Source organism: Mesorhizobium silamurunense (genome assembly GCF_014843825.1).
Classification (GTDB): Bacteria; Pseudomonadota; Alphaproteobacteria; order Rhizobiales; family Rhizobiaceae; genus Mesorhizobium; species Mesorhizobium silamurunense.
Window position 1 is genome coordinate 1 of sequence record NZ_JHQR01000085.1, and the last position, 23,221, is coordinate 23,221.

Below are 23,221 nucleotides of genomic sequence, written 5' to 3' on the forward strand. Positions count from 1 at the left end.
GGAAGAGGTCATTCCTGTTGCGTGACGGAAAAATCATCCAGGCGCCGGCACCAGCCAAGGCCATTGCACGCGGCAAGCTCAGCTATGCCGCGCTCGCTCATATCATGATGGCCAAGTGGGGTTATCATCTGCCGTTCTAGGGCCCAGATGATGGCCGCCAAGGGCGTCGATATCGAGCGTTCCACGCTTGCGCGCAGCGCCGGCTACGCCGCCGCCTTGCTCGATCCGATCTACAACCGCATCCGCGAGATCGGCCGTACCCGCACCAAGATTCATACCGACGACACGCGGCTTCCGATCTTGGCGCCCGGCAAGACGCACAAGGGCGCGCTCTGGGTTTACGTCGCCGACGACGCAACTCGGGTTCGCAGGAGCCGCCAATCGCCTGGTATCGCGCCACCATGGGCCGCGCCGGCGAGAGCGTTATGAGCGAGCTCGCCGGATTTGCCGGCACGCTCCAGGCCGACGGCTTCAGCGGCTACAATCAGCTCTACAAGGGTGGCGCCATTCGAGAAGCTGCCTGCCTGGCCCATCTGCGTCGCAAGATATTCGACGTTCACGACAGCCAGCCGACCGAGCTCAGCACGACGGCCATGGCCGGTATCCAGCGATCTACCGGATCGAGGAAGAGATACGGGGGCTGCCGCCCGCCGAGCGATTGGCCGCACGACGAAGACGCACCCGACCGCTGGTCCGGGCGCTGCGACGACAGCTCATGCGCCAGAGCAAGGGTTTGTCGCGCCATGCCGATATCGCCAAGGCCTTCGCCTATGGCACCAACCGATGGCGCGCGTTCAATCGCTTCCTCTACCATGACCAGCTCGAGCCCGACAACCTGATCGCGGAGCGCGCCATTCGCGGATTTACAGTCGGAAGGCGCAATTGGCTCACATGGGGATTTGCGGGTCAAGATGTTCGGATCAGGATTCTATGGTAAATCTCCGCTCGTTACTGCGTATCCAAGGTCTGAGCCCGTTTGCGTTACCCGGCCCGTTTCCGATGCCGCTTCAAACTCACATCCGGTCGCCGCTCTCATCGGCCGCACCAATATCCCGCTTGCGTCGGGCAAAGGCTCAGGAGGGCGGGACCATTCTTTTCTTCGGCTTTTTAAGCCAAGCCAAATTGCCGGTCCGCTCACCTGGATCCGCCGGAGCTGATCAAGCTCCGGAAGATTGAAAGGGGGAAGCGCTTGTTTTTAGGCGGCCGTTGTCTCGGCTCCATCTAGCACAACCCCGGCGGTCACATATTTCCAGAAGGCGATCAGCAGCTTTCGCGCCAAGGCAACGATCAGCACTTTCCGAACTCGGCCACCATTGAGCTGTACACGCTGCTGAAACCACCGGGTCAGCATCGAACGGGGCTGATGCCTTACCCACAACCAGGCGAGCTGGATCATGGTCGTTCGCAGCCGGGGGTTTCCGGCTTTGGAGACACCTTGTTCGTGCGCGACGGATCCGCTCCGCCAGGGCGTCGGCGCCAATCCGGCATAAGCGGCAACCTGCCGTCGGTTGGAAAAGGTTCGGAACAATCCCTCCGACCACAGGACACCAGCGAATTCCAGGCCAATCCCCTTCAAATTCTTTAGCATTGCTCCCGGCGCTGGCGTGCCTTCGTGCGACGGGCTGAGCACAGCATCCCGTTCAGCCTCTACGGACTTGATCTGCTGAAGCGCGAGTTCGAGTCGATCAAGTTCGCGCCCAATCTGTGCCTTCAAATGCTTAGGTAGCGGACGACCGTCGCCGGTCCTGAGTTCCTCAAGCCGTTCCCGTCTTTTGCGCGATAACGGCTCATAGTCTGAGATGCCCTGGGCGAAGAGCAGCCCCTTGATCCGATTGACGTGCTCGACCCGTTCCGCTGTCAACGTCTTGCGCTCGCGGCAGACCCGGCGGCGATCCTCCTCTTGTGGGGTCGGTGCTCGAACCATGGCGCACACCCGCGGCTCGCCTCGCTTGTACGCCAGCAACGCGCGCACCAGAGCTTCCCCGTCGATCTTGTCAGTCTTCGCCCGTCGACGTCGGCGCGACGTCGCAATTGAAGCGGGGTCCACGACGTGGCTTTCGGCCCGTCCGTCCTGCAGCAAGCGGTGGATCCAAAAGCCGTCGAGGCCCGCCTCTTGAATCACGATGATTGGAACGACCTGCCCCGTGCGGACCTGCACCTTGTCCTTGAGCTGAGAGAACCGTGCCCATAGTCCAGCGACGTCACCGCTGCCAACCGTATGCTTTGACATCTTTTCACTGCCTGGCGACAACGATGTAATCAGCCAGGTCGATCGACTAAGTTCCAACGATACGAAAATTGCGCCAAGATCGGTGCGGATAGCGGTCGGCGCTTGGGATCGGTCAGTGATAATTTGCATGGTCGCCTCCAGAGTGGGTGGTTTAGCAACCTCACTCTGCCAGAGCGTCGGTCGCTATCCACTCCCCATGGGATCTTTTCTCGGGCAACTTCGCTGCGGCGGAGCGGTCAGCGGTCGTGCTCAGCATCATCGAGACCTGCAAGCTTTGCGGCGTCGATGCCGAAGCCTACATGGCCGATGTCACCGAGCGCATCCAGAACGACTGGCCAGCCTCGCGCTGGGACGAACTGATGCCGTGGAATTGGGTGCGCCGCGAAGAGATGCAGCTCTCCTTGGTGGCATGAGCGCGCTCGATGCCATGGCGCTGTCGGACGAGGCGCTCGAGGCCTGGATGGCTGCCAAGACCAACCGCCCGCTGGTGCGGACCATGTCGGCGCTGGATGGCTTCGTAACGGCGGCGGTCACCGGGCCGCGCTACCCGGACCTGCAAGACTGGATGTGCCCGCTCATGGGGTTGCCGCGCGACGTCCTGGCCAAAGGGTCTGCAACCGATCACGCCGTGTTTGCCAGCGTCGCCAGAATCCACAACCGGATCAAAGAGACGCTCTTCGACAGACCGCAGGATTATGCGCCCCGCTTCGCAACCAAGCCCGGCGGCGGCATCGACCCCCGGCCGTGGTGCCAGGGGTTCTACGCGGCCATGAATCTCAACATCAAAAAATGGAAACGACTACTCGACATCGACAACCCCAACCACGGCCTGCTGTTGCCGATCCTGATCTACTGCGTCGACAAAAAGGGGAGGCCCGTCCTCGGCAAGCCCAGGCCGGGGCCCGAGACCGCGCACTTCATCGAGCACGAGGCGTACAAAGACATTGCCCTCATCATCCCCGCCCTGCGCGAACTCCATTATTTCACCCGCTATGGCAACCCGGAGTGATCGCCGCCGGCGCGCCGACTAACGGCTACCCTGCTATAGAGCATTATTTCGGGAAAGGTGCCTTGGCGCAGCGCTTACTTTCAAAACAGAGAGGACTCTTAGAGGCCGTTTGGAAAATCGGAAAATTGGGATTTCGGCGGAGGCTAGTTTGTGATTCAAGCTGTGGATGTGGACCGAACAGAGCCGTGGCCGGATGGCCAAGATCGCCAAGAAGACCAAGCGCTACCCATCCGATCTGACGGACGAAGAGGGCAACAGATCGCTCCGCTGATGCCCAAGCCTGGGCGTCGCGGCCGTCCGCGCGAGGTTGATTTCCGTGAGGTGATCAACGCGGTGCGCTACCTTGTGCGCTCGGGTTGCGGCTGGCGGATGCTGCCGATCCATTTCGGCGCCTGGCAGACGGTCTACGGCTGGTTTCGCGAGTTGGCGCGGCGGTTTCTGTTCCAGACCATCCACGACGTGGCGCTGATGCTGGACCGCGAGCGAGCCGGGCGCGAGCCAAGTCCCACGGCGGGCGTGATCGACAGCCAGTCGGTCAAGGCTCCGCAAGCGGAAACAAGAGGGTACGACGCCGGCAAGAAGATTGTCGGCCGCAAGCGCCATATCGCCGTCGATACGGATGGGCGGCTGTTGATGGTCAACCTGACACGGGCCGATATCTCCGACAGCGCCGGCGCTCAGGCGATCCTGGATGGTATCCGCAAGCGCTGGCCCTGGGTGAAGCATTTGTTCGCCGACGGTGCCTACGACCGGCTGAAGCTCATGGACAAGGCCGCCTATCTGGACTTCGTGGTAGAGATCATCCGCAGATCCGACGACCAGAAGGGCTTCGAAATCTTGCCCCGCCGCTGGGTTGTCGAGCGCACCTTCGGCTGGATGACAAGATGGCGCCGCCTCGTGCGCGACTACGAGAAGCGCATCGACGTCTCTCACGCCATGATCCTTGTCGCTATGGGCGGCAATCTCATCCGCAGAAACGCTCATCCCTGAATTTCAAAACGGACTCTTAGGGCGCGCACCCACCGGGTTCTCCTCCCAAATTGGTGGCTTTCTAGGCAGGCCGAGCCTAATTCGCTGGAATTCGGCGTAGCTCTCGGCAACGGGTTGAGCGTTGAATAAATACCGAGTTACTTTGCCATTTTCGACAACCTGGACACTCCATTGGTCGTCGACATTTTTCAGTCCCACGTCATTCGGTTCTCCAGTAATCATCTCCATCATCCATCTCAGCAATCAAGAATGAGGAATGACAGTGGAAGTCCCAGCCGCTGTACCGCTCTGTAGACAACAACATCCCCGACGTGACATTCAAATCCAGATTTTCTGACAGCAGGTCGTCGCTAAGCAATGCCTTCGAGTCAGTCAGAATGCTCGACGCTGTAGAACGAAGGGCGCCTTGGTCAAAGGCGCCCTTCGCTTCGGCGACACGCTTGGACCCCCGGGAGGTCATGGGATCAAGCATTTCGCGCGAGCCGCAAAAAGCCACTTCTTTTCGTATCGCCGCTCCGCCAATGTTGGCTGAGCGGCGTGTCTAGCGCACCCAATCGTATCCGACGGGCGCTATGGATCAATCCTTCGATGCGTCAGAACGAGCGCTGGAAGCGGAGGATGCCGCCGACGGCGTTGCTCTTGCCAGCGGGGATGCCGGTCCAGTTGTAACCATTGCTGTTGTGGTCGTTATGAGCCCAGTCAACTTCGGCTGTGATCGTGAGACCGGGGACGATCTTGTAGGCGACGTTCGCCGCGAGGCCAAATTCTTTGGCTTCATCATACGACACCTGGAGGTTGAACGCAGTCTTCTCGTTTAAGGTGTAGGTGGCACCACCCCAGACTGCCCAGTTGCCGCCCCACTGCTTGTAGAAGCCGCGGTCGCCGGCAGGGATCGCATAGGTCGGGTCGTTGAGATTGTCGTCGGTGCCGTAGCCGGCCATGATGAAGAGCGCCAGCGCCTCGGTCGCATTCACGTCCAAGCGAACCTTGCCGGCCACCTCTTCGTAGTTGCTGTCATAAGCAACGACGCCGGTGATGGCGCCCCAACCCTGCGTGTACTTCACGCCGCCGACGACATGCGGAACGTAGCTGTCGATCGTGCCGACCGTGCCAGAGCCTTCTTCGAGGGAGACCACGGCCGAGAAGCCGTTGCCGGCATCAAAGTAGTATTGCACGACGTTGGTGTCGAAATCGCCATAGGGAACCAACGTATCGTTGATGACGTTGCCGGCGTAACCGATGAACGTGTCGAACGCCGATTCGTCCTTACCGACGCGCAGCCCACCGAGTTGAATCCAGGCGAAGTTCAGCGTACTGCTGTTACTACCGTCGGAATAGTTGAATTTGGTTTCAGTGTAGGTCTTCAAGGTGCCGAGTTCGGTTTCCTGACCAGTCCAGGTCCTCAGCGATAGGCGGGCCTTCTTGTGCCAGGTATCGTTGATGCTGCCGTCCTCATGGTCGACAGCACGACGGCCGTTGTACGACCCTTCCTGGCCAGCGGAAGCATCCCAGCGGACATAGCCACCGATGCGCAGACAGGTTTCGGTGCCAGGGATGTAGAAATAGCCGGCGCCATAGACGTCGCAGATCTTGACGTACTCAGCTGGTTCCGGCTCGGCGACGGTGACGGCATCGGCCGCGCGTGCGCCGGTGACCGCGGCCAAGGCGGCAGCGGAGCCGAGAAGAAGGCTCTTGATGTTCATTTTTATCTCCAGTCAAAAGATTAAAAAAGGGGTCAGGGCATCTTCTTTGCTGAAAGACGCATCCCCTCCCCATTCCCCAGGATCGAAAAAGATGCGCATCGCGCTGCTCCTTCGCAGTTTGAAGCTATCCGCGGTTTTGAATAACGCAAGATATACTCCGCGCTTAGGAGAAAGATATAAAAAACAGTTGCGATTATGTCACGACAATTGAATATATACTGTACAATTCGTGCAAACTATACAGACAACACAAGCTGGACATTTCGCACGATATTGCGAAATACATTCGCAGCGCGTAATGGCGCGCGAGACCCTCAATGGGCTTTTCACAGGCTCACGACGGTACCAACCGATTGCCGCGGTGCACGGATTTGCTGCTGGGTTCGTCAGCTGGATTTCATGTCGAGGAAAAGTCTCGTGCAGCCCTGATGACTTCGGCAGCCAGATCTTGCCGGAGCATCCCTATGGGAATTCGGCCATCAAGCCGCGGTGAAGGCGAGGTCAGCCAAAGCCATGCCGGTCTGGGATTGGGGATCAAGGAGAGAACTTGTCGTATCCCCGGCGCAGGCCTGCCGTCGATGAACTGAGCCAAGGGGAACACATGCTTGCGCGCGCCTTTCCGCAATGCGACCACGTCGTTGTGCCGTTGCCACCAATGCAATGTCGATCGCGGTATGTGGAAGTGCTCTTCCAGATATGTGGGCCCTGCAACCTGACCCGCCCAGTCTTCAATGCGCAGGCAATCGGTTTGCTGATCCCGCACTTTTACTGCGCACCCATGCGCGACCTCAGTTCGTGCCGTGAGCGAATTCGCCTCACGGGCGAGCCTCCGAACAAATTCGGAGGCCAGGGCGGTCAAATCGTCATGAATCCCTTGTGAGCGCGTTGCATAAAGTGAATCGGCGGCAGTGATATTGCCAGTCCCCATATGCGATGAGATTGAACTCCTTTCGTTTATAACCTCCTCGTGCTGAGCCAGAACGCGCTGGACCTCTTTTGCAACCAAGCTCGAAAGCTCGTCATGGCGAGGCTCATTTCCAAAATCAAATGATTTTGTCATGTGTGGCTCCCTTGACGCGTAAGAGTCCGGTTGATTGCCTGCGTGATCGAATTGTGATTATGAGCTATGTTGTCGACACAAGAGATGCGAGGCCGGATGGCCCGAATCGAGCGGAAGACGAAGAGTAATCCGACCGGTGGTGAGGGATGGGAGCGGACTGCAATTGCTGCCTAAACCAGCCGAGCGCGGAAGTAGGTAGAGCGTTGACCTGCGTGAGGTTCTCGACGCGATCCGCCAAGTGACGCGCACGGGCGGCGGCTGGCGTATGCTCCCGCTCTGGCAGACGGTCTACTGGTGGTATCGGCGCTTTGTACGGCTGATGCTGTTTCGTACGGTTGACCTGATGTGGTGGACGGCCTCCGCAGGGTTGCACCGCTGACTCAGCAAAGTGCGTCGTCCACATTGAAGGCTCGTCCCGCGAAGCTCCATCATGCGGCGACCGATGTTGACCGCGAAGACAACCGTGTACCCGGCAAACGCATCTCCAAGCGCGAAGATACTTGACGTCCCCACCGCGATTAGACAACCACATCAGGTCACGGTCCACAACATCGCCCTGATGGATCACCGCGAGCGGGCCGGGCGCGAAGCCAGCCCGAGCGCCGGTATTGTCGACAGCCCGACCGTCAAGGCAGATGCGCCGGGCGCTTAGCGAGGCTATGACGCGACCAAGAAGATGATTGGGCGCAAGAGCCACATTGTAGTCGACACTGACGGGCAGCCGCTGATGGTCAATCTCAGGCCAGCCGACATCTCTGACAGCGCCGGCGCGCAAATGATCCTCAACGCTATCCGCAAGCGCTGGCCATGAATCGAGCATCTTTTCGCCGACGGCGCCTACGGTCGTAGGCAATTGCTGGACAAGGCCGTTTTCCTCGATTTCGTAATCGAAGTGGTACGCCGTATCGATACCGACGCCGACTTCAAGGTGCTGCTCAGGCGCTGGATGGTCGAAAGAACGTTCGGCTGGCTCATACGCTGGCGCCGCCTCGTGCGCGACTACAAACGACGCATCGACCTCTCCGAAGCCATGATCCACGTCGCCGTGGGCATTCTTTTGATGCGCAGAACCATCCATTGAACCAATTCCCAAACAGACTCTAATGAGCGGTCTACTTAGCGAGAAACGCGTCGTGGTAATCTTTAGCCACAGCGCGGCCGCCCGCTAAAACAAAACCTGAGTCGCCTCCGTAGGTGAACAAGCTGAGACCCATCTTTTGGAGCGGCGGAAGATGGTCTATGGATGCCATATCAATACCAGATGCTTTACCGTACTTCTTAGCGGCATCCGCGACTGCCTGGCAGGCATCCAGCAACTCAGGAGTGAGCTTTCCCAGTTCCATGCCCAAGGAAAGGGCAAGATCTCCAGGGCCGATGAAGAGTGCGTCGACACCAGGCGTTGAGGCTATGTCGTCCAGATTGTTGAGAGCCTCTCGTGTCTCAATCTGGACTACGACACCCAGACTAGAGTTCGCATTTTTCCGATACTCGGTCTCATTTTGGTAATAGTTCGATGCTCTCCACGATCCGGCTCCGCGCTTTCCCGCAGGTGGATATTTTGCGGACGACACAGCTTCGATGGCTTCGAGACCCGAGTTTACCATTGGCACCATGATGCCGTTCGCACCATGATCTAGCGCGGCTTTTATGAGTTCAATCCTGTTCCACGCAACTCTATAAAGTACAGGCATGCCATATCGTTCGGTCGCAGGGAGAATATCTAACAGCGCATTGGGTGGAATTGGAGCATGCTCGCCATCAACCAAAAGAAAATCGAGATCTGTCTGTGCCAGCGTTTCTGCCACCATCACATGTGGAATGCTCATCCAGGCGCCAATTTGCGGTTTTCCCGACCTGATCGTATCAGCCAACGGATGTCTTGCCATTTTCATTATCCTTTGCGTATTTTGAGCCATAGTTGCATTTGTAAGCAGCATCCCGCCCCATCGGGGCGCCTTCATTCCGTGGGGATGGAGCTTACCTGTAGAGTTGCAGGAAGCCGTAAAATAGCGCTACTGCGCACCCAAGTGACTTGTTCCTGTGGGACGATGGCAGGATTCTCGGCTTACTGAAATATACAGTTTGTCCAGAAGTGGGCTATCACACCAAGCGATGTTCGTCGTTGATCCGGGGCCCTCCGCGAAGGGAACACCGGTAATTTCTCCGGGGTCAGTGCGGATACGATTTGTTGGCGCCGATTGGCCATCACCGTCGCTTTGTTCAAGGAGGCGTTGAAAGCGATGGAATGGACGAACGCGATTGAGGGAAGAACGACTTCGGCGACCTTTGTCGTCAAGAAGTCCGCATCAATAAGACCGAGGAGCGTCTGCGTGACGGCGATCTCGGCCTGTCGATCGACGATGGGCAAGAAGATCATGGTCACCTTGCAGAAGGCGGTGGTCACCCAGGAGGCGGAGACTTGCGCCTTGTTTTGCCGGGTATGTGCGGACTGCCATACCTTCGGCCAGTCATGGACTAAACGACGCGCCGAATTCGAACGGCGTTTGGCACGGTGGAGGTTCCCAATCCACGGTGGATGCTGTGTCGATTGCCCTCCGGGAATGGACGGCGCTCGCTCCGCTCAAGGAAATCTGCCCCGATCGGGCTGATGAATTGACGGCGCGACTGGGAAGCATGCTGCCCTACCGCCAAGCTGCCAGCATGCTCGCTGCCTTTCTGCCTTTCTGCCTATCGAGCCGACGGAGACGCACGCCACTGTGCGCAAGCGGACGATCAGCGCCGGCGAACGGCTTGATGGCCAGATCGTGGAAGAAACCCGGCGAGCAAGACTGCAGCCGATGAACGACGGCAGCTCGAAATGCAGCTTCGTTGCAATCGCCGGAAAGAGTTCGTCATCAGAATCGACACGGCGTATGTTCGCGGCACCGAGCGGAATTCAGCACGGAACTTCGAGAGCGTCGTGGCCCGCTGCGATCGTGGTGGGCGGAGATGCAGGCAGCCGGTATTTCACCACCAGCAACACCGACCAACACGCTAGCGCTCTTCAGCCCTTGAGCGAGAAGGGCATCGTGGTTTCGGCGACGTGACAGTAATTTCGGACGGTGCTGAAATTCTCAGCGGCTGCCCGCGACTCCGAAGCCGACGGCCCACATCATTGACTGGTTCCACAGTACTCATACGACGAAGGCCGCCTACTGACGCCTACCTTGAGGCGTTAGTGTCCTCTTAGATTTAAGTGGACACTTAGTGAATGAAATATCTGGCGATGGAGCAGCCGTCGGCGATGGAAGCGAGCACGCCTGCGGCTGTGCCTCTGCCGCCGGGTGCGGAACGACAGCGGACGCGCCGCTCCTGGACGGTCGAGCAGAAGCTGGCGATCGTGCATGAGGTGCAGGAGACCGGTGATCCGGTGTCGGTTGTGGCGCGGCGTCACGACATGAACGCGAACCACTTGTTCATCAAACAAGCCCAGGAAGGGCGATTGGGCCGATCCAACCCGCTATCCGAGACCCCAGCGATCGCCTTCATTGACATTGGTGTTGTCGGTCCCAGCCTGCACGATTTAGAGCCGGAAGAGCCGGCTCCTGAGCGATCGCATTCTGAAGTACCAGCTACGACCAGCCAAGCGGTGTCTATCGGTGGCCGGATGGAAATCGTCGGGGCCAACGGCCGGCGTGTGATCGTTGACCGCACTGTTGACGTAGGTGTCCTGATGCGGATCTTGCAGGGGCTGGAAATGCTGCGATGATCCCGACAGAACGCATGCGTGTGTGGTTAGCCACAGGCTACACCGACGTGAGATGTTATGCGGTGCACAAGATTATGTCGAGTCCTGAGCGGCAACACCGATTTCATCTAATCATTACGGCATGATGCACGATCTCGACGACGCAGGAACTCAACATAACCTAGTCTTCCCCGGCGCTGACCTAGCGCTGGGAGAGAAGCTATGAACATTCATGAGAGACCAACTAAGATACCAAGGACCATGGAAGCCGGTGAACTGAGGCCGTGAGTCGCCGCATTCGCCGACGAGCTGGTGTCTCTGGGATACACGCCGCTAACCATTGGTGGTTACATCGATTGTGCCCGCCATTTTGCGGCTTGGCTCGCGATCAGCAACATTGGACTCGATCAGGTCGGCGACGAGGCTATCGGACGCTTTGGGCAGCATCGTTGCTGTTGCGGTGGTTATAGGCGCGCAGTGCCGCGCTCCAGTAACTACCTGAACCGCGTTCATCGTTTTATCGTGTTTCTTGGCGAACGCGGTGTCATCGCGCCGCTGGCCGCGCCAGTTGCCAACCCCGTTGATCCCCATGTCGGTGACTATCAAGAGTGGCTCATGCGCCATCGAGGTACTTGTGGGCGCACGGCCGCACGGCACGGGAGGATGATCATGCGGTTGCTTCCTTCGTTAGGATCGGAACCTCATGCATACGGTCCAGCTGCAATCAGAAGGGCCATCCTAAACGAAGCCCAACGCTGCTCCGTGGTTTACGCAAAGACGATGACAACTGCTCTGCGCGGATATTTGCGCTTTCTGGCCGCCGCTGATCTCTGTCGTCCTGGCCTTGAACACGCCGTTCCGCGCATTCCACAATGGCGCCTCTCATCACTGCCACGCTACCTGTCGACCGATCAGATTGAACGGCTGATTGCGTCCTGTGATCTTCGAACCGGCCGCGGCGTGCGGGACCGCGCCATTCTGCTCCTCCTCGCGCGCCTCGGACTGCGCGCGGGCGACATTTTGGAGATGCGCCTCGGTGACATCGATTGGCTTGCGGGAACATTGCGTGTGAGGGGCAAGGGACGCCGCGAGACCCGTCTGCCCATGCCTCAAGACGCCGGCGACGCTATGCTCGACTATGTTAATGACATTCGCCCTACCTCGGCCACGCCCATGTCAGCGACACCTATTGGTATCTTCAACCTACGCCTGGCCTGATGGCACAGATCGCTGATGCTGGTGAGACCTTCGGCCGACAGGTGCGGCATGACGGCGCTCGCACCACCTCTATCGTATCCCCACGGTGACGGCCGCCTTGCTGAGGTAGGCTGAAGGCTGCAAGTCCTAGTGCAAGCACTAGGAGTAGCCCTGTGACGAAGCATCAGATTGAAGTGATCACGTCGGTCGAGCGGCGTCGGCGTTGGTCTCGGGAGGAGAAGGAGCAGTTGGTCGCGGCGACGTTTGAGCCTGGGGCCTGTGTTTCCGAGATTGCGCGATCGGCCGGCATTCATGTGAGCCAGCTTTTCCGGTGGCGCAAGGAGCTCTGCCAGATTTCCGCGCCGTCCGTGCCGCAACTCGTTCCCGTGGAAGTCGTTGAGGCGTTGCCAGCGCCGTTGACGTCGGCGCAGCCACTGCCGATCTCCCGACCACGCAAGAAGAGCATGGTGACGATCGAGCTTGGCGGCGCCCGTCGCCTGCGGGTCGAGAGTGATATCGATAGCGAGGCGCTCGGCCGGATCCTGGATGTGCTGGAGCGGCGATGATCTCGGTCCCGAGCGGTGTGAAGGTGTGGCTCGCCACTGGCTATACGGACATGCGCAACTATGCGGCGACCATGATTATGTGGAGTTGGCGTTGCCGATCGATAGATTAGGGCGTTTTTACAGATACCTGCGCAGCCGGAGAGCACGCTTCCGCTCTGCATAACTATGCTCCCTCGCGATGGTTCAACATCGTGAGGAGAGCAAAAGATGGATACCAATAATGGCAATCACTGGTTCCTTGATCCGGGACCGTTGTCGCCATGGATTGATCAGTTTGCGGCCGACCTTGCCGCTCAGAGATATACGCCGCTGACCATCGGGAACTACACGGACGCAGCCCGTCACTTCGCGGCCTGGCTTGGCAGCGCCGGTATCCCGACCGACCTCATTGATGACGATGTCGTTCGTCGCTTTGCCGGACATCGGTGCAGCGCGTTGCACGGCTGACGGAGATCCTGAAAGAGCTGAGGCGGGCGCACTATGGAAGGCGCTCTGAACGGCTGAGCGAGGATCAATTTGCCTTTGTGTTCGAAGAGATCCAGATCGGGATCGCGGCGGCCGAGGCGGAACTGGCCAAGGCGTGTGGCGAGGACAAGGCGAAACGCGCGCCGCGGCCTCGCAAGGGCTTTGCAGAGCATCTCGAGCGGATCGACGTCGTCATCGAGCCGGAAACGCCGCAAGGCTGCGAGGGCCTGGACAAGGTTCTCATTGGCGAGGACGTCTCGGAGCGGCTGGACGTCATCCCGGCGCAGTTCCGGGTGATCGTCACCCACCGCCCGAAATACGCCTACAAGGGCTTCGACGGCGTCTTCCAAGCACCGGCACCGGCGCACCTGATCGAGGGCGGCATTCCGACCGAGGCGCTTCTGGCCCATATCGCCGTCGCCAAGTATGCCGACGGGCTGCCGCTTTATCGGCAGGAGGCCATCTTTGCCCGCTCTGACGTCGAACTCGATCGCACGGTGATGGCTCCATGGATGGGCAAGGTCGGCTTCGAACTGCAGCCCCTGGCCGACTATGTGCTGGAACGCATCAAACAGGCCGAACGGATCTTTGCCGACGAGACCAGCCTTCCGACGCTCGCGCCAGGGACCGGCAAGACCAAAACGGCCTGGCTATGGGCCTACGCCCGCGACGATAATCCGTTTGGCGGGGCCAGTCCGCCGATGGTCGCCTACCGCTTCGAAGACAGTCGCGGTGGCGAGTGTGTCGAGCGTCATCTGCAGGGGTATCGCGGCATTCTGCAAGTCGACGGCTATGCCGCCTACAACCGGCTGGCCCAGTCGGCCGGCGCCAATGACGGCGTGATCCTGGCAGCCTGCTTTGCCCACGTCCGACGCAAGTTCTACGAACTCCATGTCAATGGCAGTTCGGAACTGGCGACCGAGACCGTCAGCACCATGGCAAGGCTCTGGCAGATCGAGGATGAAGTTCGCGGGCAGGCTCCCGAGATGCGGGTCAGGGCTCGCCGGGAAAACTCCGCGATCGTCGTCGCCGACCTCTTCGATATGTGGGAAAGGCAGCTCCCGCGGATATCCGGCAAATCGAAGCTTGCCGAGGCGATCCGCTATGCCCTTGCCAGACGCGTGGCGCTCGAGCGCTTTCTTGCCGACGGCCGTATTGAAATCGACTCCAACATTGTCGAGCGGGCGATCCGCCCGCAAACAATAACAAGAAAAAACAGTCTCTTTGCGGGCAGCGATGGCGGGGGACGCGCCTGGGCCACCATAGCCACTATGCTGCAGACGGCCAAAATGAACCGCGTCGATCCTTACGCTTGGCTCAAGCTGACCCTCGAGCGCATCGCTCGAGGCTGGCCGATCTCTCAGATCGAAGATCTCATGCCGTGGAACTTCAAGGCCTGAAAGGCCTAACCATTGGATCGCCGATGGAGAAGATCGACAGATCGTTGCCTGTCAGCGCTCAGGCCTGACTGCATCGATCAGTTCGGTGGTAGCGCCTCCGGAATCTCCTGCGCCTCGCTCGCGTCGGCAAAGACCTCATCGCGGATCACGCGCAGCGTCACCTGATGAAGATAGGCCTGCAGGGCCTGGTCAAGTTCGGAGAACTCCGGCCACAAAACTTGATCGAGAAATCGTTTGGGTGCGCGAACCATGACCGTGTTGCGCCGTTGCCGATAATAGCGATAGGGCTTCATGCCATAACGCCGGCACAAGGCGAGAAACAGATGGCGCGACCATTGATCCGGCATCGAGAATTGCATCTCAATTGAGGGATCTTGCCGCCCAAGCTCCGTCAAACGCTCCCGCACACGTTCCAGCGCCGCTTCCGCCGCGAGCCGCTCGCCGGCCGTTCCAGCACCCACGAAAAGGGCCTCGATCTTCCGCAACTTCTCACGCAACTGGGATTCGGTAGACATCGGCAGGGCTCGCGGCTGAGTTTAAAAACCCCACCATTCGGCGATATCGACGTCAATCGCCGGGCCATCGATATCCACGTCATTTGCTCGCCGTGGGGCAAACGATCGCTATCCCCGAACGGCCTCAGCTCGACGCTTACGCTGCAGCCGCGCCAACTCTACAGCCAGGCAAGTTCAGGCCGCCGGACAAGCTAATCGCTATGCTTGAGGATCAGCGACAGCGCCAAAATTATGCGGAGTGACAAAAGGTGCATCCTGAGCGGCCCTCGCGTTGCCGCTCAGGACTCGACATAATCTTGTGCACCGCATAACGGCGCATATCGGTCTCACCGCAGCACAGATAAATCCGGTCGGTCGGCACCACCGTGATCACCTGGTCAACTCCGCCAGGACGATACGCAGTGCTGTCGGATCAACGGTGCCGTCGATCCGCAATCGCGTGCCGCTCGGAAAGGCCACGACGATCCTGCCGGCCGGGTCCGGGCAATCGGCGACGGGGCGTTCGACCTCGGGCAGATCGTTCACCTCGATCCGCGCAAAGGTCGCCATCGCCTGATCGGCATCGAGTTCCCCGCCGGCCATCTGCTTGCGCCAGGCATAGAGCTGTGACGGAGCTACGCCGAACGCTTCCGCGACCTCAGTCACCGACGACCCCGCCGCGCTCGCCAGGTCGACCAACGCGCGCTTCTCAGCGCAACTCCACAGCCTCCGTTGCCGCGAGCGCCCGGGCATCGTTGCACGATCTTCGGCCGGCGCGATGCCGCTTAACTCGGCGGCCATATCGCCCGTTGCATGTTCCAATGTCATGGCCCGAAAACTCCATGTTCATCGGCATCTTGCAAGGTGCCTTGGCGCACCGCTCTGAAATAGAGGCGCCTGACCCCAGAGAAATAACCGGTCTCTCGTGACGTGGGTATAGGGCGCGCCCAGTGTCGGACTGCGCGGACCAGAGGCGATGGGATCGGGCTGATGCCCATCGCCCCCGCATCGCTTTTAGGATTGCTGGTTAATCGCTTTGAGCACCATTTTAGTCGCTTCCGATGTTTCGCCAGCCGACACCTCTAGTCGGGTGGCCTTTTCCAACTCCTGGAGGGCGATAGCTGCATCGGCGATTTTCTCGGCTTCTTGCCGAGGCAGTACGACCACTCCCTCCTCGTCCGCCAAGATGACGTCGCCGGCTAGAACCGGAACATCCCCGCAAGCAATGGGGTAGTTCATCATCCCACCGAGATTGTACCACCCGGCGGTGATCGAAGAAAGTCCGCGGCACCACATCGGGAAATCTGCTTCTTCGATTTCCAGGAGGTCCGTGCATGGACCATTAACAATGGCGCCCACTGCGCCGGCTGCCTTAGCCGAAGCAGTGACGCCGCCGCCCCAACAGGCATACCTATCATCGCCTAGCCGATCCACTACGACAAAATCCCCGGGACGAAGAAGTCCCAGCGCATGACCAAGTAGTGTCGAATCCGGTCCGGGAATTGCCACTGTAACTGCAACGCCAGCAACGCGTTTACCGCGAAGAAGCGGCCGGATCCGTCGATCCATAAAGCCCCACTGGCGAAGATGGCCGACGGTCGCTGTCTGGACCTTTTGCAGCTTCTCGACAAGTGAGGGTGGCAAAGGTTCCGGCATGGGATTAATACGGTAATCAGTCATTCAGGTCTCCTATTCTGTTAACGGGCAAGTGGGCTCACTGAGATGGATTGGATATCCGTATCAAACTGTAACATGGCCATATCGTTACCTTCCACCGAGAGAGTCGGAGTATCGGCGAGAGAGAGCCCAAGCGGTTCTCGAGTGAGATCCAGAGGAGGACTGTCGAGATCGTCGGGTTTACTAAGAATGACCTGAAATGCGTAACTTCGCTCCGCTATTAAGAGCGGTCTCAGTCGCCGAACTGTAATCGACGCCTTCCGGCTGGGCGACCTTTGGACGGGCCCGCGAAGAGTACCGTATTGCCAGAGATGGCGGTCGGGGATCTTAAGGGAGCGACCTAGTCGGGTAGCGCGAAGCGAGGGTCGAGCATGTCACGCAGGCCATCACCAATCAGATTGACAGCTAACACGACAGTTCCGATTACGAGGCTTGGGTACAATATCAGGTACGGAGCTATCAGAGCAAACGACCGCCCTTCGGCGACGATATTGCCCCAGCTTGGGTGCTCAGGCGGAACGCCAACGCCCACAAAGCTAAGGAAAGCCTCATAAAGAATAGCCAGGCCGCAGATATATGTTGCCTGCACGACAATGGGGGCCAACGCGTTCGGTAAGATATATCTGAACAGCAGCCGCAGAGGACTAGCGCCGTAGGACCGAGCCGCTTCTATGAAGACTTGCTCCCGGAGCGTCAGCGTTAAGCTTCTAACCAATCTTGCAACACCCGGCACTTCCGGTATCGCCAAAGCCAAGATTACGGTCAAGATTCCGCCACCGAAGATGGTTGCCAAAGCAATGGCGAGCAGCATCCCCGGTATCGCCATGATCCCGTCCATCACCCTCATCAAGATACTGTCCAATGCCTGCCACGCTCCTGCGAAAAGACCCAAGATTGTTCCAACAGTTGTGGTCAGAACTGCGGTGGCCAGTCCAATCGCGAGCGAGATCCGCCCGCCGTAAAGCACACGCGTGAAAATGTCCCGCCCGAACATATCGGTGCCCAGCAAGTGGGCGCTACTGGGCGGATTAAGTCTCAACTCCGGGCTTATCGACAAGGGATTAAGATTGGCTATCCCAGGACCCAGATAGGACACTAGCACAACCAATAGCATGAAAATCACGGCGACACGCGCGGGCGCCGGCAGGCGCGTCGTATCTGGCCACAATATAGGAAACGTCATATCCTCCTCCTCAGGTGTACTTTATTCGCGGGTCAATGAATAAGTATGACAGGTCCACCAACAGATTTACCATAACGTACACGCATGCACTTATCAGTAGGACCCCCTGAATGACCGGAACATCTCTGTGCTGGATGGCTTCAACGAGCAGGCTGCCAATCCCGGGTATCGCGAACACCGTCTCAGTTATTACCACGCCGCCAAGCATACCGGCGAACGACATTCCAACTACGGTGGCCAAAGGTATGGCGATCAGCTTAAGACAGTGCCGAACCAGAATCGTGAACTCGTCGAGACCTTTCGCTCGCGCGACACGGATAAAGTCCTGGTTCAGGACTTCGATGGCACTCGCTCTAGTGATTCGAGTGATCAGCGCCGTTTGCGCAAATCCCAACATGGTCGCGGGAAGGAGCACATGCCGTAAGACTTCCCATATACCGCTGTCAAACCCTGGGAACCCGGAGACTGGCATTGACCCAAAGTAGACACCGAACGTGAATATAAGGACGTACCCGATCAGAAAGGGAGGTATCGCTGTGCCTGCCACCCCGAAGAGCGATACTAAGCGATCAGAGATGCCTCCCCTGTTTTGTGCTGCCAACAATCCCAACGGCAGCGCAACAGTAAGTTGAACCACAGTTGCTGCGATTGCGAGAATAATCGTCGGGTCTACTCGCGATAGAATCAAACTGAATACTGGCTGTCTGGAAAAGATCGAGTTTCCCAGATCCCCCTGGACGACGTTCCCCAACCAGTGAAGATACTGGACAACCAAGGGATCATCGAGATGAAGACTCTCCCGAATTGCGGCGATCTGTGCCGGCGTTGCGTACTCGCCCGCCAGAACAGCCGCCGCATCTCCAGGACTCAGATAAGTCAGACCGAACACTACGACGGTCACGACCCCCACCACCGGAATGACGGAAAGCACCCTAGTAATGAGATACCTGATCATTACTTACCTCACAAACGCAGACGCGATTTCGCGCTACTTGCTCTTCCGCCGAATGTTCCAGAAATAGTTATAAGCTGCCTCGGGATGAAATCCCTCGAGGTCGGCCCCATAAACGGTCGGAATGGCGTATTCTCCTGTCATAATAAACGGCAAATACGCTGATGCGCGAGCTTGGAGTTCATAAGTAACTTTCTTTTTCTCCTTCTCGTCGACTGCGCTGGCAAAGGAAGCTCTCAGTTGTTCGAGTTTTTCATCGCAGGGCCAACCAAACCAAGCCTTGTCGCAGTTTGCAGCCAGCATCAGATGCGTGAACGGGGAACTTGCAGGTTCCACTTCCATATACGTACCGAACAGGTTCCACCCGCCTTCCGAAGCAGGCGCCTTAGACGTGCGGCGCGACGTTATGGTACCCCAATCCATCGCTTGAAGGTCTACTTGAGCGCCGATCTTTCTCAATTGCTGCGCCAAGTACAACGCTCTCGCGTGCATCTGGGGTGAATCAGTTTGATCGAAAATAACAATCGGCTTTCCATCGTAGCCGGCTTCCTTTAGGAGCTCTTTAGCCTTCTCATAGTCCGCGGCGCCCCGGTGACCGCTATAGGCGGACTCATCGCCATACTTCCCCTCGCAGGTGAGATATGCATAGCAAGTATGCCAGAATTGCGGGTCACCCACAGAAATCTGCATGAGCTCTTTTTGGTCGATCAGATAAGTGAGAGCCTCAGTCGCCTTGATGTTGTTGAACGGTGGCACCTCGTGATTCACCACGAAGAGGCTCTGCACGAAATATCCTTTCGAGACCACAAGCTTCGGATCCTTTCGCAGCGCCAAGGCGTTATCCAGTGCAGGCCATATCCAAATATCTTTTTTCCCGGTCTGCATCTCCGCCATCGCGGTGTTTGAGTCTGGTACGTCAGATATTTCAATCTTATCGAACGTTGCCTCTTTCTTCCCCCAATAATAGCTCGGAGGGTCGTTCCGCGAAGTGTAGAAGGAGTTCTTGGTATAAACCTGCGTTTGCCCCGGCTTCCAGGTGGAGTAATCGAACTTATAAGGACCAGAGCCGGTTGTATCGGTGAGTTGAACGGTGGGCGGCAGGGAGGCGACCCGTTTGGGCATTATGAAAGGGACGTTCCCCTCAGTATTGGCAAGCGCCGAGGGAACGTCGAACCGCTCGTTCAGCTCGATCCGAAACGTCAGATCGTCGACCTTCACCATTTCCTTGGTCCGGGATCCAAGCAGTCCACCGGTCACATCCCGAGACTCCCAGCGCCTCAGAGACTGAATCACGTCGTCAGTGGTGATTGGAGTTCCATCTGAGAATTTCAGGCCGTTGCGGAGCGTGATTGTGTAAGTCTTCTTGTCCGAGCTCACATCAACTTTGTCGGCCATTTGGGGCCGTGGTGTGCTGCTGCTGTCGAATTCGAACAATTTATCGTAAATCAGATATCCGTGGACCTGTGTGTCTCCCGATGTTGTAACAATTGGATCAATAGTCTTTAGAGATAATCCTATTACGCGCAGCGTGTCCGCCTCAGCCGCGCCGACGGATAGACCGCTGGCAATTACCGCTGTCAGCAGCCACGATGCGGCAGGTGTTCTAGACGTCCATTCTACAAGTTTGTTCTTCATTTTCGTTCCCTCTAGTTGTTTAAAGACCCAGTAAGGTTCTTCCTCTCCCATTCCTCGCCCCAGATCATCACTGCATGTCCGGGCGAGACATCTCTGTACTGACGCACAGGTGGGACGTAATCTGCAGGCCGGACTGGGCTCATAATTTCGTCGTTTGAGACCAGGCGTTTCTGCAGGCGCCGTGCCGGATCGGCGATCGGCACTGCCGCGAGCAGCCGTTTGGTATACGGATGCTGCGGATTCTGAAAAATCGACTCGCGCGGGCCGATCTCGACGATCTCGCCGAGATACATTACGGCCACGCGGTGGCTAACGCGCTCGACCACTGCCATGTCGTGCGAAATGAAGAGATAGGCTAGGCCCATACGGGCCTGAAGATCCAGCATAAGGTTGACGACTTGCGCCTTAACAGAAACGTCCAGCGCCGAGACGGCTTCGTCCGCCACGATGAGCCGCGGCTCAAGCGCTAGCGCACGCGCAATACAGATGCGCTGGCGCTGGCCACCCGAGAATTCGTGCGGAAACCTATTGACCATGTCAGGTGTCAGGCCTACCCGCTGCAGGAGGTCGGCCACCTTGTCGCGTGCTTCCGAGCGGCTGGCGCGAGCATTGATCAACAGCGGTTCGATGATCGCTGTGCCGACATTCATGCGCGGATTGAGCGATGCAAACGGATCTTGGAAGATCATCTGCATGCGACTACGCTGCTTGCGTAACTCAGGACGGCTAAGCTTGAGAAGGTCAATGCCGTCGAGCAAAATCGAGCCCGAGAGGGGCTCAGTCAATCGCATCACTGTGCGGCCGGTCGTCGACTTACCACAGCCTGACTCGCCGACCAGTGCCAAGGTTTCGCCGCTCTTGACGCTGAAGGAAACATTCTCGACCGCGTAGACCCGGCCCTTGACCGAAGAAAACATACTTGAACGGATTTCGAAGCGCTTCGTCAAGCCGGCCACTTCCAGCACCGGGCGCTCGGTCTCGTTGACGGTGTCCGGTACTTCGTTCGGCACGTCAGACAGGCCAGTCGTGCGGTCGACGATCGGGAAACGCATTGGCCGCCTACGCCCCTTCATCGAGCCGAGCTTCGATACGGCGGAAAGCAGCGATCGGGTGTAGGGGTGTTCGGGGCGTTTGAAGATGTCCTCGGTCGAAGCAGCCTCGACCACTTGGCCGGCGTACATAACCACCGTACGGTCGGCGATCTCGGCGACGACGCCCATGTCATGCGTAATGAAGAGGACGGACATGCCCTCCTCTTTCTGCAGCTCCTTGATCAGTTCCAGGATTTGCGCCTGGATCGTCACGTCGAGCGCCGTCGTCGGCTCGTCGGCAATCAGCAACTTTGGCTTCCCGGCCAACGCCGTCGCGATCATGACGCGTTGGCGCATGCCTCCCGAGAAGTGGTGTGGATATTCGTGGAAGCGTGACTTCGCCGCCGGGATTTGTACCTTCTCCAACAGCCTAATCGTTTCCAACTCAGCCTCGGATCGTGACAAGCTGCGATGCAGGATCAGCGACTCAGCTATTTGGAACCCGATTGTAAGTACCGGGTTCAGCGAGGTCATCGGTTCTTGAAAGATCATGGCAATATCGTTGCCGCGGATACGACGCATTTCTGCCTGCGAGAGCGTCAGCAGCTCCTGCCCCTCAAGCGTTATCGACCCTTCCACCTTACTCGATGCTGGCGAGTTGAGCCGCATGATCGAGAGCGCCGTAACGCTCTTTCCAGAGCCGGATTCGCCGACAATTGCGACCGTCTCTCTCTCGCCGATCTCAAACGATATGCTGTCCACCACGGGCGCCCAGCGCCCTGCGACACGGAACGAGGTCACCAACTTCGAAACCGATAGAACCGGAGGGGCAATCTCGTGTCTGCGCACGCCTAGACGGCTTGGCTCGGGCTTATACAAATCTATCACGTCGGAAACCACGAAATCACCCAAAACTTGCGACCGATTCTCGCTGAAGACCCGAAGCCTCTCTTTCGGCTGTTTACAGGATCCGGTAAACTTCTCTGGCGTTCTCCCGAAAGAGCAGCGCTCTGTGTTCCTCGGATATTCGCGCCTTGAAGGCATAGCGCGGGTCGTCGAAGTCCCAGTGAGGATAATCGCTCGCGTACAGCAGCCTGTTCCAGCCGATTTGCTCAAACAGATAGTTGAGATCCTCGGGATTGTCCGGCTCTTCCACCGGCTGTGTGGAAAAGTAGAAATGCTCGCGAAGATAATGCGAAGGCGGATGTTTGCGAAGGCGGATGTTTCAGGCTTGCCACTTCCGAGCCCATACGCCGCCACAACATGTCGAGCCGGTGTCCAAGTCCGATCGACCAGGCACAGCCGCACTCGACGATGATCACCTTGAGAGACGGCAACTGGTCGAACACGCCATCAAGAATGAGACTCATAATCTGCGACTGCGCAGCGAAGGTGAGATCCAAATGGTTTTCACAGTAGTAAGACGGCCAGCCGCTAGCAGTTCGTGCGCCGGCCCGGCCGCCGACATGCATGCCGATCGGAAAGCCGTGCTGAGCCGCTGCTTCCAGGATAGGCCTGTAGCGCCGGTGGCCCAATGGCTCGGTTGTCCCTATGAAAATCTGCACCTGGACAAATCGCGCGTCCAGCGCACGCTTTTCAATCTCTGCGACCGCGGAAACGGCATCGTCCGGAACGACCAGAACGGACGCCTTCAGCCGATCCTCCGGCTCGACGAACTCGGCGATCTGCCAATCGTTCAGCGCCGTGGACAAAGCGTTGCTGAGATCGAGATTGCGACCGCCATTGCCCAGACCCACCATCGGTTCGAGCACTCCGAAGGCGACATTGTTCGGATCGAGATGCTGCTTCCTCAGCACCGCCAGGTCCGAACCGGGCGGCCCGTCACTCGGCCAGGCATCACGACGGCACGACAATGGGATGTAGCTGTCAATGCTGTAACCGCTGGCAAGCGCCTCGAATCCCAACTCGCCATACTGATCG

The 23,221-nt window shown here is 58.3% G+C and carries 24 protein-coding genes and 4 pseudogenes; 12 read left to right on the top strand and 16 right to left on the bottom strand.

The window, feature by feature from the left end; genetic code table 11:
- Positions 1-150: 150 nt before the first annotated feature.
- Positions 151-937 (top strand): annotated as a pseudogene (tnpC, locus tag DH10_RS36795) (IS66 family transposase).
- Between the two features lie 258 nt (positions 938-1,195).
- Here tnpC (DH10_RS36795) and DH10_RS10400 read toward each other — a convergent pair.
- Positions 1,196-2,359, bottom strand: coding sequence for an IS110 family RNA-guided transposase (locus DH10_RS10400; RefSeq protein WP_192384678.1), 1,164 nt, complete (start codon positions 2,357-2,359; stop codon positions 1,196-1,198).
- Positions 2,360-2,475: 116 nt separating this feature from the next.
- Between DH10_RS10400 and DH10_RS36800 the strand changes: the two genes are divergently transcribed.
- The 3 genes from DH10_RS36800 to DH10_RS10415 all read left to right on the top strand — a co-directional run bounded on the left by DH10_RS36800 (position 2,476) and on the right by DH10_RS10415 (position 4,229).
- Entirely contained in the window at positions 2,476-2,643 is a 168-nt protein-coding gene (locus DH10_RS36800; protein WP_343221503.1) for a transposase domain-containing protein, read from the top strand.
- Positions 2,640-3,239, top strand: a complete 600-nt coding sequence (locus DH10_RS10410) for a UPF0149 family protein (RefSeq protein WP_192384679.1) — start codon at positions 2,640-2,642, stop codon at positions 3,237-3,239. Before DH10_RS36800 ends, DH10_RS10410 begins: the two co-directional genes overlap by 4 nt.
- A 166-nt stretch (positions 3,240-3,405) precedes the next feature.
- A protein-coding gene (locus DH10_RS10415) for an IS5 family transposase (RefSeq protein WP_246811531.1) occupies positions 3,406-4,229 on the top strand; the annotation gives its coding sequence in 2 pieces (ribosomal slippage) (positions 3,406-3,490 and positions 3,490-4,229; 825 coding nt in all).
- Between the two features lie 199 nt (positions 4,230-4,428).
- On the opposite strand, the gene DH10_RS10420 is transcribed toward DH10_RS10415, so the two are convergent.
- From DH10_RS10420 to DH10_RS10430, 3 genes are all read right to left on the bottom strand, one after another.
- Positions 4,429-4,701, bottom strand: coding sequence for a hypothetical protein (locus DH10_RS10420; protein ID WP_192384680.1), 273 nt, complete (start codon positions 4,699-4,701; stop codon positions 4,429-4,431).
- A gap of 121 nt (positions 4,702-4,822) precedes the next feature.
- Positions 4,823-5,932 carry a porin gene (locus DH10_RS10425; RefSeq protein WP_192384681.1) on the bottom strand — a complete coding sequence of 370 codons (1,110 nt, stop codon included), beginning with the start codon at positions 5,930-5,932 and terminating at the stop codon, positions 4,823-4,825.
- A 397-nt stretch (positions 5,933-6,329) separates the two neighbouring features.
- Complete coding sequence (locus tag DH10_RS10430; protein WP_192384682.1) at positions 6,330-6,992, bottom strand: antitoxin Xre/MbcA/ParS-like domain-containing protein; 663 nt, start codon at positions 6,990-6,992, stop codon at positions 6,330-6,332.
- Positions 6,993-7,155: 163 nt separating this feature from the next.
- On the opposite strand from DH10_RS10430, the pseudogene DH10_RS37840 reads away from it, so the two are divergent.
- A pseudogene (locus DH10_RS37840) lies at positions 7,156-7,323 on the top strand (transposase); the annotation flags it as partial.
- 207 nt (positions 7,324-7,530) lie between these two features.
- A pseudogene (locus tag DH10_RS10435) lies at positions 7,531-8,073 on the top strand (IS5 family transposase); the annotation flags it as partial.
- 31 nt (positions 8,074-8,104) lie between these two features.
- Here DH10_RS10435 and DH10_RS10440 read toward each other — a convergent pair.
- Both DH10_RS10440 and DH10_RS10445 read right to left on the bottom strand, forming a co-directional pair.
- Entirely contained in the window at positions 8,105-8,878 is a 774-nt protein-coding gene (locus DH10_RS10440) for an HpcH/HpaI aldolase family protein (RefSeq protein ID WP_192384683.1), read from the bottom strand.
- Between the two features lie 179 nt (positions 8,879-9,057).
- Positions 9,058-9,369, bottom strand: a complete 312-nt coding sequence (locus tag DH10_RS10445; RefSeq protein ID WP_192384684.1) for a hypothetical protein — start codon at positions 9,367-9,369, stop codon at positions 9,058-9,060.
- A gap of 340 nt (positions 9,370-9,709) precedes the next feature.
- Here DH10_RS10445 and DH10_RS10450 point away from each other — a divergent pair, with 340 nt between their 5' ends.
- On the top strand, positions 9,710-10,039 hold the full coding sequence (locus tag DH10_RS10450; protein ID WP_192384685.1) for a hypothetical protein: 330 nt from the start codon (positions 9,710-9,712) through the stop codon (positions 10,037-10,039).
- Positions 10,040-10,203: 164 nt separating this feature from the next.
- Entirely contained in the window at positions 10,204-10,701 is a 498-nt protein-coding gene (locus DH10_RS37605) for a transposase (protein ID WP_425515310.1), read from the top strand.
- A 312-nt stretch (positions 10,702-11,013) separates the two neighbouring features.
- Here the strand turns inward: DH10_RS37605 and DH10_RS10460 are convergent, their stop codons facing one another.
- The gene (locus DH10_RS10460) at positions 11,014-11,286 is read right to left on the bottom strand and encodes a hypothetical protein (RefSeq protein WP_192384686.1); all 273 of its coding nucleotides are present in this window, start codon (positions 11,284-11,286) and stop codon (positions 11,014-11,016) included.
- A gap of 174 nt (positions 11,287-11,460) precedes the next feature.
- On the opposite strand from DH10_RS10460, the gene DH10_RS10465 reads away from it, so the two are divergent.
- The 4 genes and pseudogenes from DH10_RS10465 to tnpC (DH10_RS10480) all read left to right on the top strand — a co-directional run.
- Positions 11,461-11,898, top strand: a complete 438-nt coding sequence (locus DH10_RS10465; RefSeq protein WP_192384687.1) for a tyrosine-type recombinase/integrase — start codon at positions 11,461-11,463, stop codon at positions 11,896-11,898.
- A 152-nt stretch (positions 11,899-12,050) separates the two neighbouring features.
- Positions 12,051-12,443: an IS66-like element accessory protein TnpA gene (tnpA, locus tag DH10_RS10470; protein WP_192384688.1), complete on the top strand. Its 393-nt coding sequence runs from the start codon at positions 12,051-12,053 to the stop codon at positions 12,441-12,443.
- Between the two features lie 207 nt (positions 12,444-12,650).
- Positions 12,651-12,890, top strand: a complete 240-nt coding sequence (locus DH10_RS10475; RefSeq protein WP_246811532.1) for a hypothetical protein — start codon at positions 12,651-12,653, stop codon at positions 12,888-12,890.
- Positions 12,872-14,308 (top strand): annotated as a pseudogene (tnpC, locus tag DH10_RS10480) (IS66 family transposase); the annotation flags it as partial. The gene DH10_RS10475 and the pseudogene tnpC (DH10_RS10480), both read left to right, overlap by 19 nt.
- Before the next feature lie 77 nt (positions 14,309-14,385).
- Here the strand turns inward: tnpC (DH10_RS10480) and DH10_RS10485 are convergent.
- The 9 genes from DH10_RS10485 to DH10_RS10525 all read right to left on the bottom strand — a co-directional run.
- The gene (locus DH10_RS10485; protein ID WP_059185728.1) at positions 14,386-14,823 is read right to left on the bottom strand and encodes a hypothetical protein; all 438 of its coding nucleotides are present in this window, start codon (positions 14,821-14,823) and stop codon (positions 14,386-14,388) included.
- A gap of 369 nt (positions 14,824-15,192) precedes the next feature.
- Complete coding sequence (gene tnpA / locus DH10_RS10490; protein ID WP_246811533.1) at positions 15,193-15,603, bottom strand: IS66-like element accessory protein TnpA; 411 nt, start codon at positions 15,601-15,603, stop codon at positions 15,193-15,195.
- A gap of 213 nt (positions 15,604-15,816) precedes the next feature.
- Positions 15,817-16,482 (bottom strand): RraA family protein, encoded by a 666-nt coding sequence (locus tag DH10_RS10495; protein ID WP_192384690.1) that lies wholly within the window; start codon positions 16,480-16,482, stop codon positions 15,817-15,819.
- Positions 16,483-16,819: 337 nt separating this feature from the next.
- A complete protein-coding gene (locus tag DH10_RS10500) occupies positions 16,820-17,662 on the bottom strand; it encodes an ABC transporter permease (protein ID WP_192384691.1) in 843 nt (280 codons plus the stop codon).
- Positions 17,663-17,672: 10 nt separating this feature from the next.
- Positions 17,673-18,617 carry an ABC transporter permease gene (locus tag DH10_RS10505; protein WP_192384692.1) on the bottom strand — a complete coding sequence of 315 codons (945 nt, stop codon included), beginning with the start codon at positions 18,615-18,617 and terminating at the stop codon, positions 17,673-17,675.
- A gap of 33 nt (positions 18,618-18,650) precedes the next feature.
- Positions 18,651-20,249, bottom strand: a complete 1,599-nt coding sequence (locus tag DH10_RS10510; RefSeq protein WP_192384693.1) for an ABC transporter substrate-binding protein — start codon at positions 20,247-20,249, stop codon at positions 18,651-18,653.
- 11 nt (positions 20,250-20,260) lie between these two features.
- On the bottom strand, positions 20,261-22,114 hold the full coding sequence (locus DH10_RS10515) for a dipeptide ABC transporter ATP-binding protein (protein WP_192384696.1): 1,854 nt from the start codon (positions 22,112-22,114) through the stop codon (positions 20,261-20,263).
- Between the two features lie 127 nt (positions 22,115-22,241).
- Positions 22,242-22,436, bottom strand: coding sequence for an amidohydrolase family protein (locus DH10_RS38155; RefSeq protein ID WP_425515311.1), 195 nt, complete (start codon positions 22,434-22,436; stop codon positions 22,242-22,244).
- A partial coding sequence (locus tag DH10_RS10525) for an amidohydrolase family protein (RefSeq protein ID WP_192384694.1) occupies positions 22,393-23,221 on the bottom strand: 829 nt, incomplete at its 5' end. The genes DH10_RS38155 and DH10_RS10525, both read right to left, overlap by 44 nt.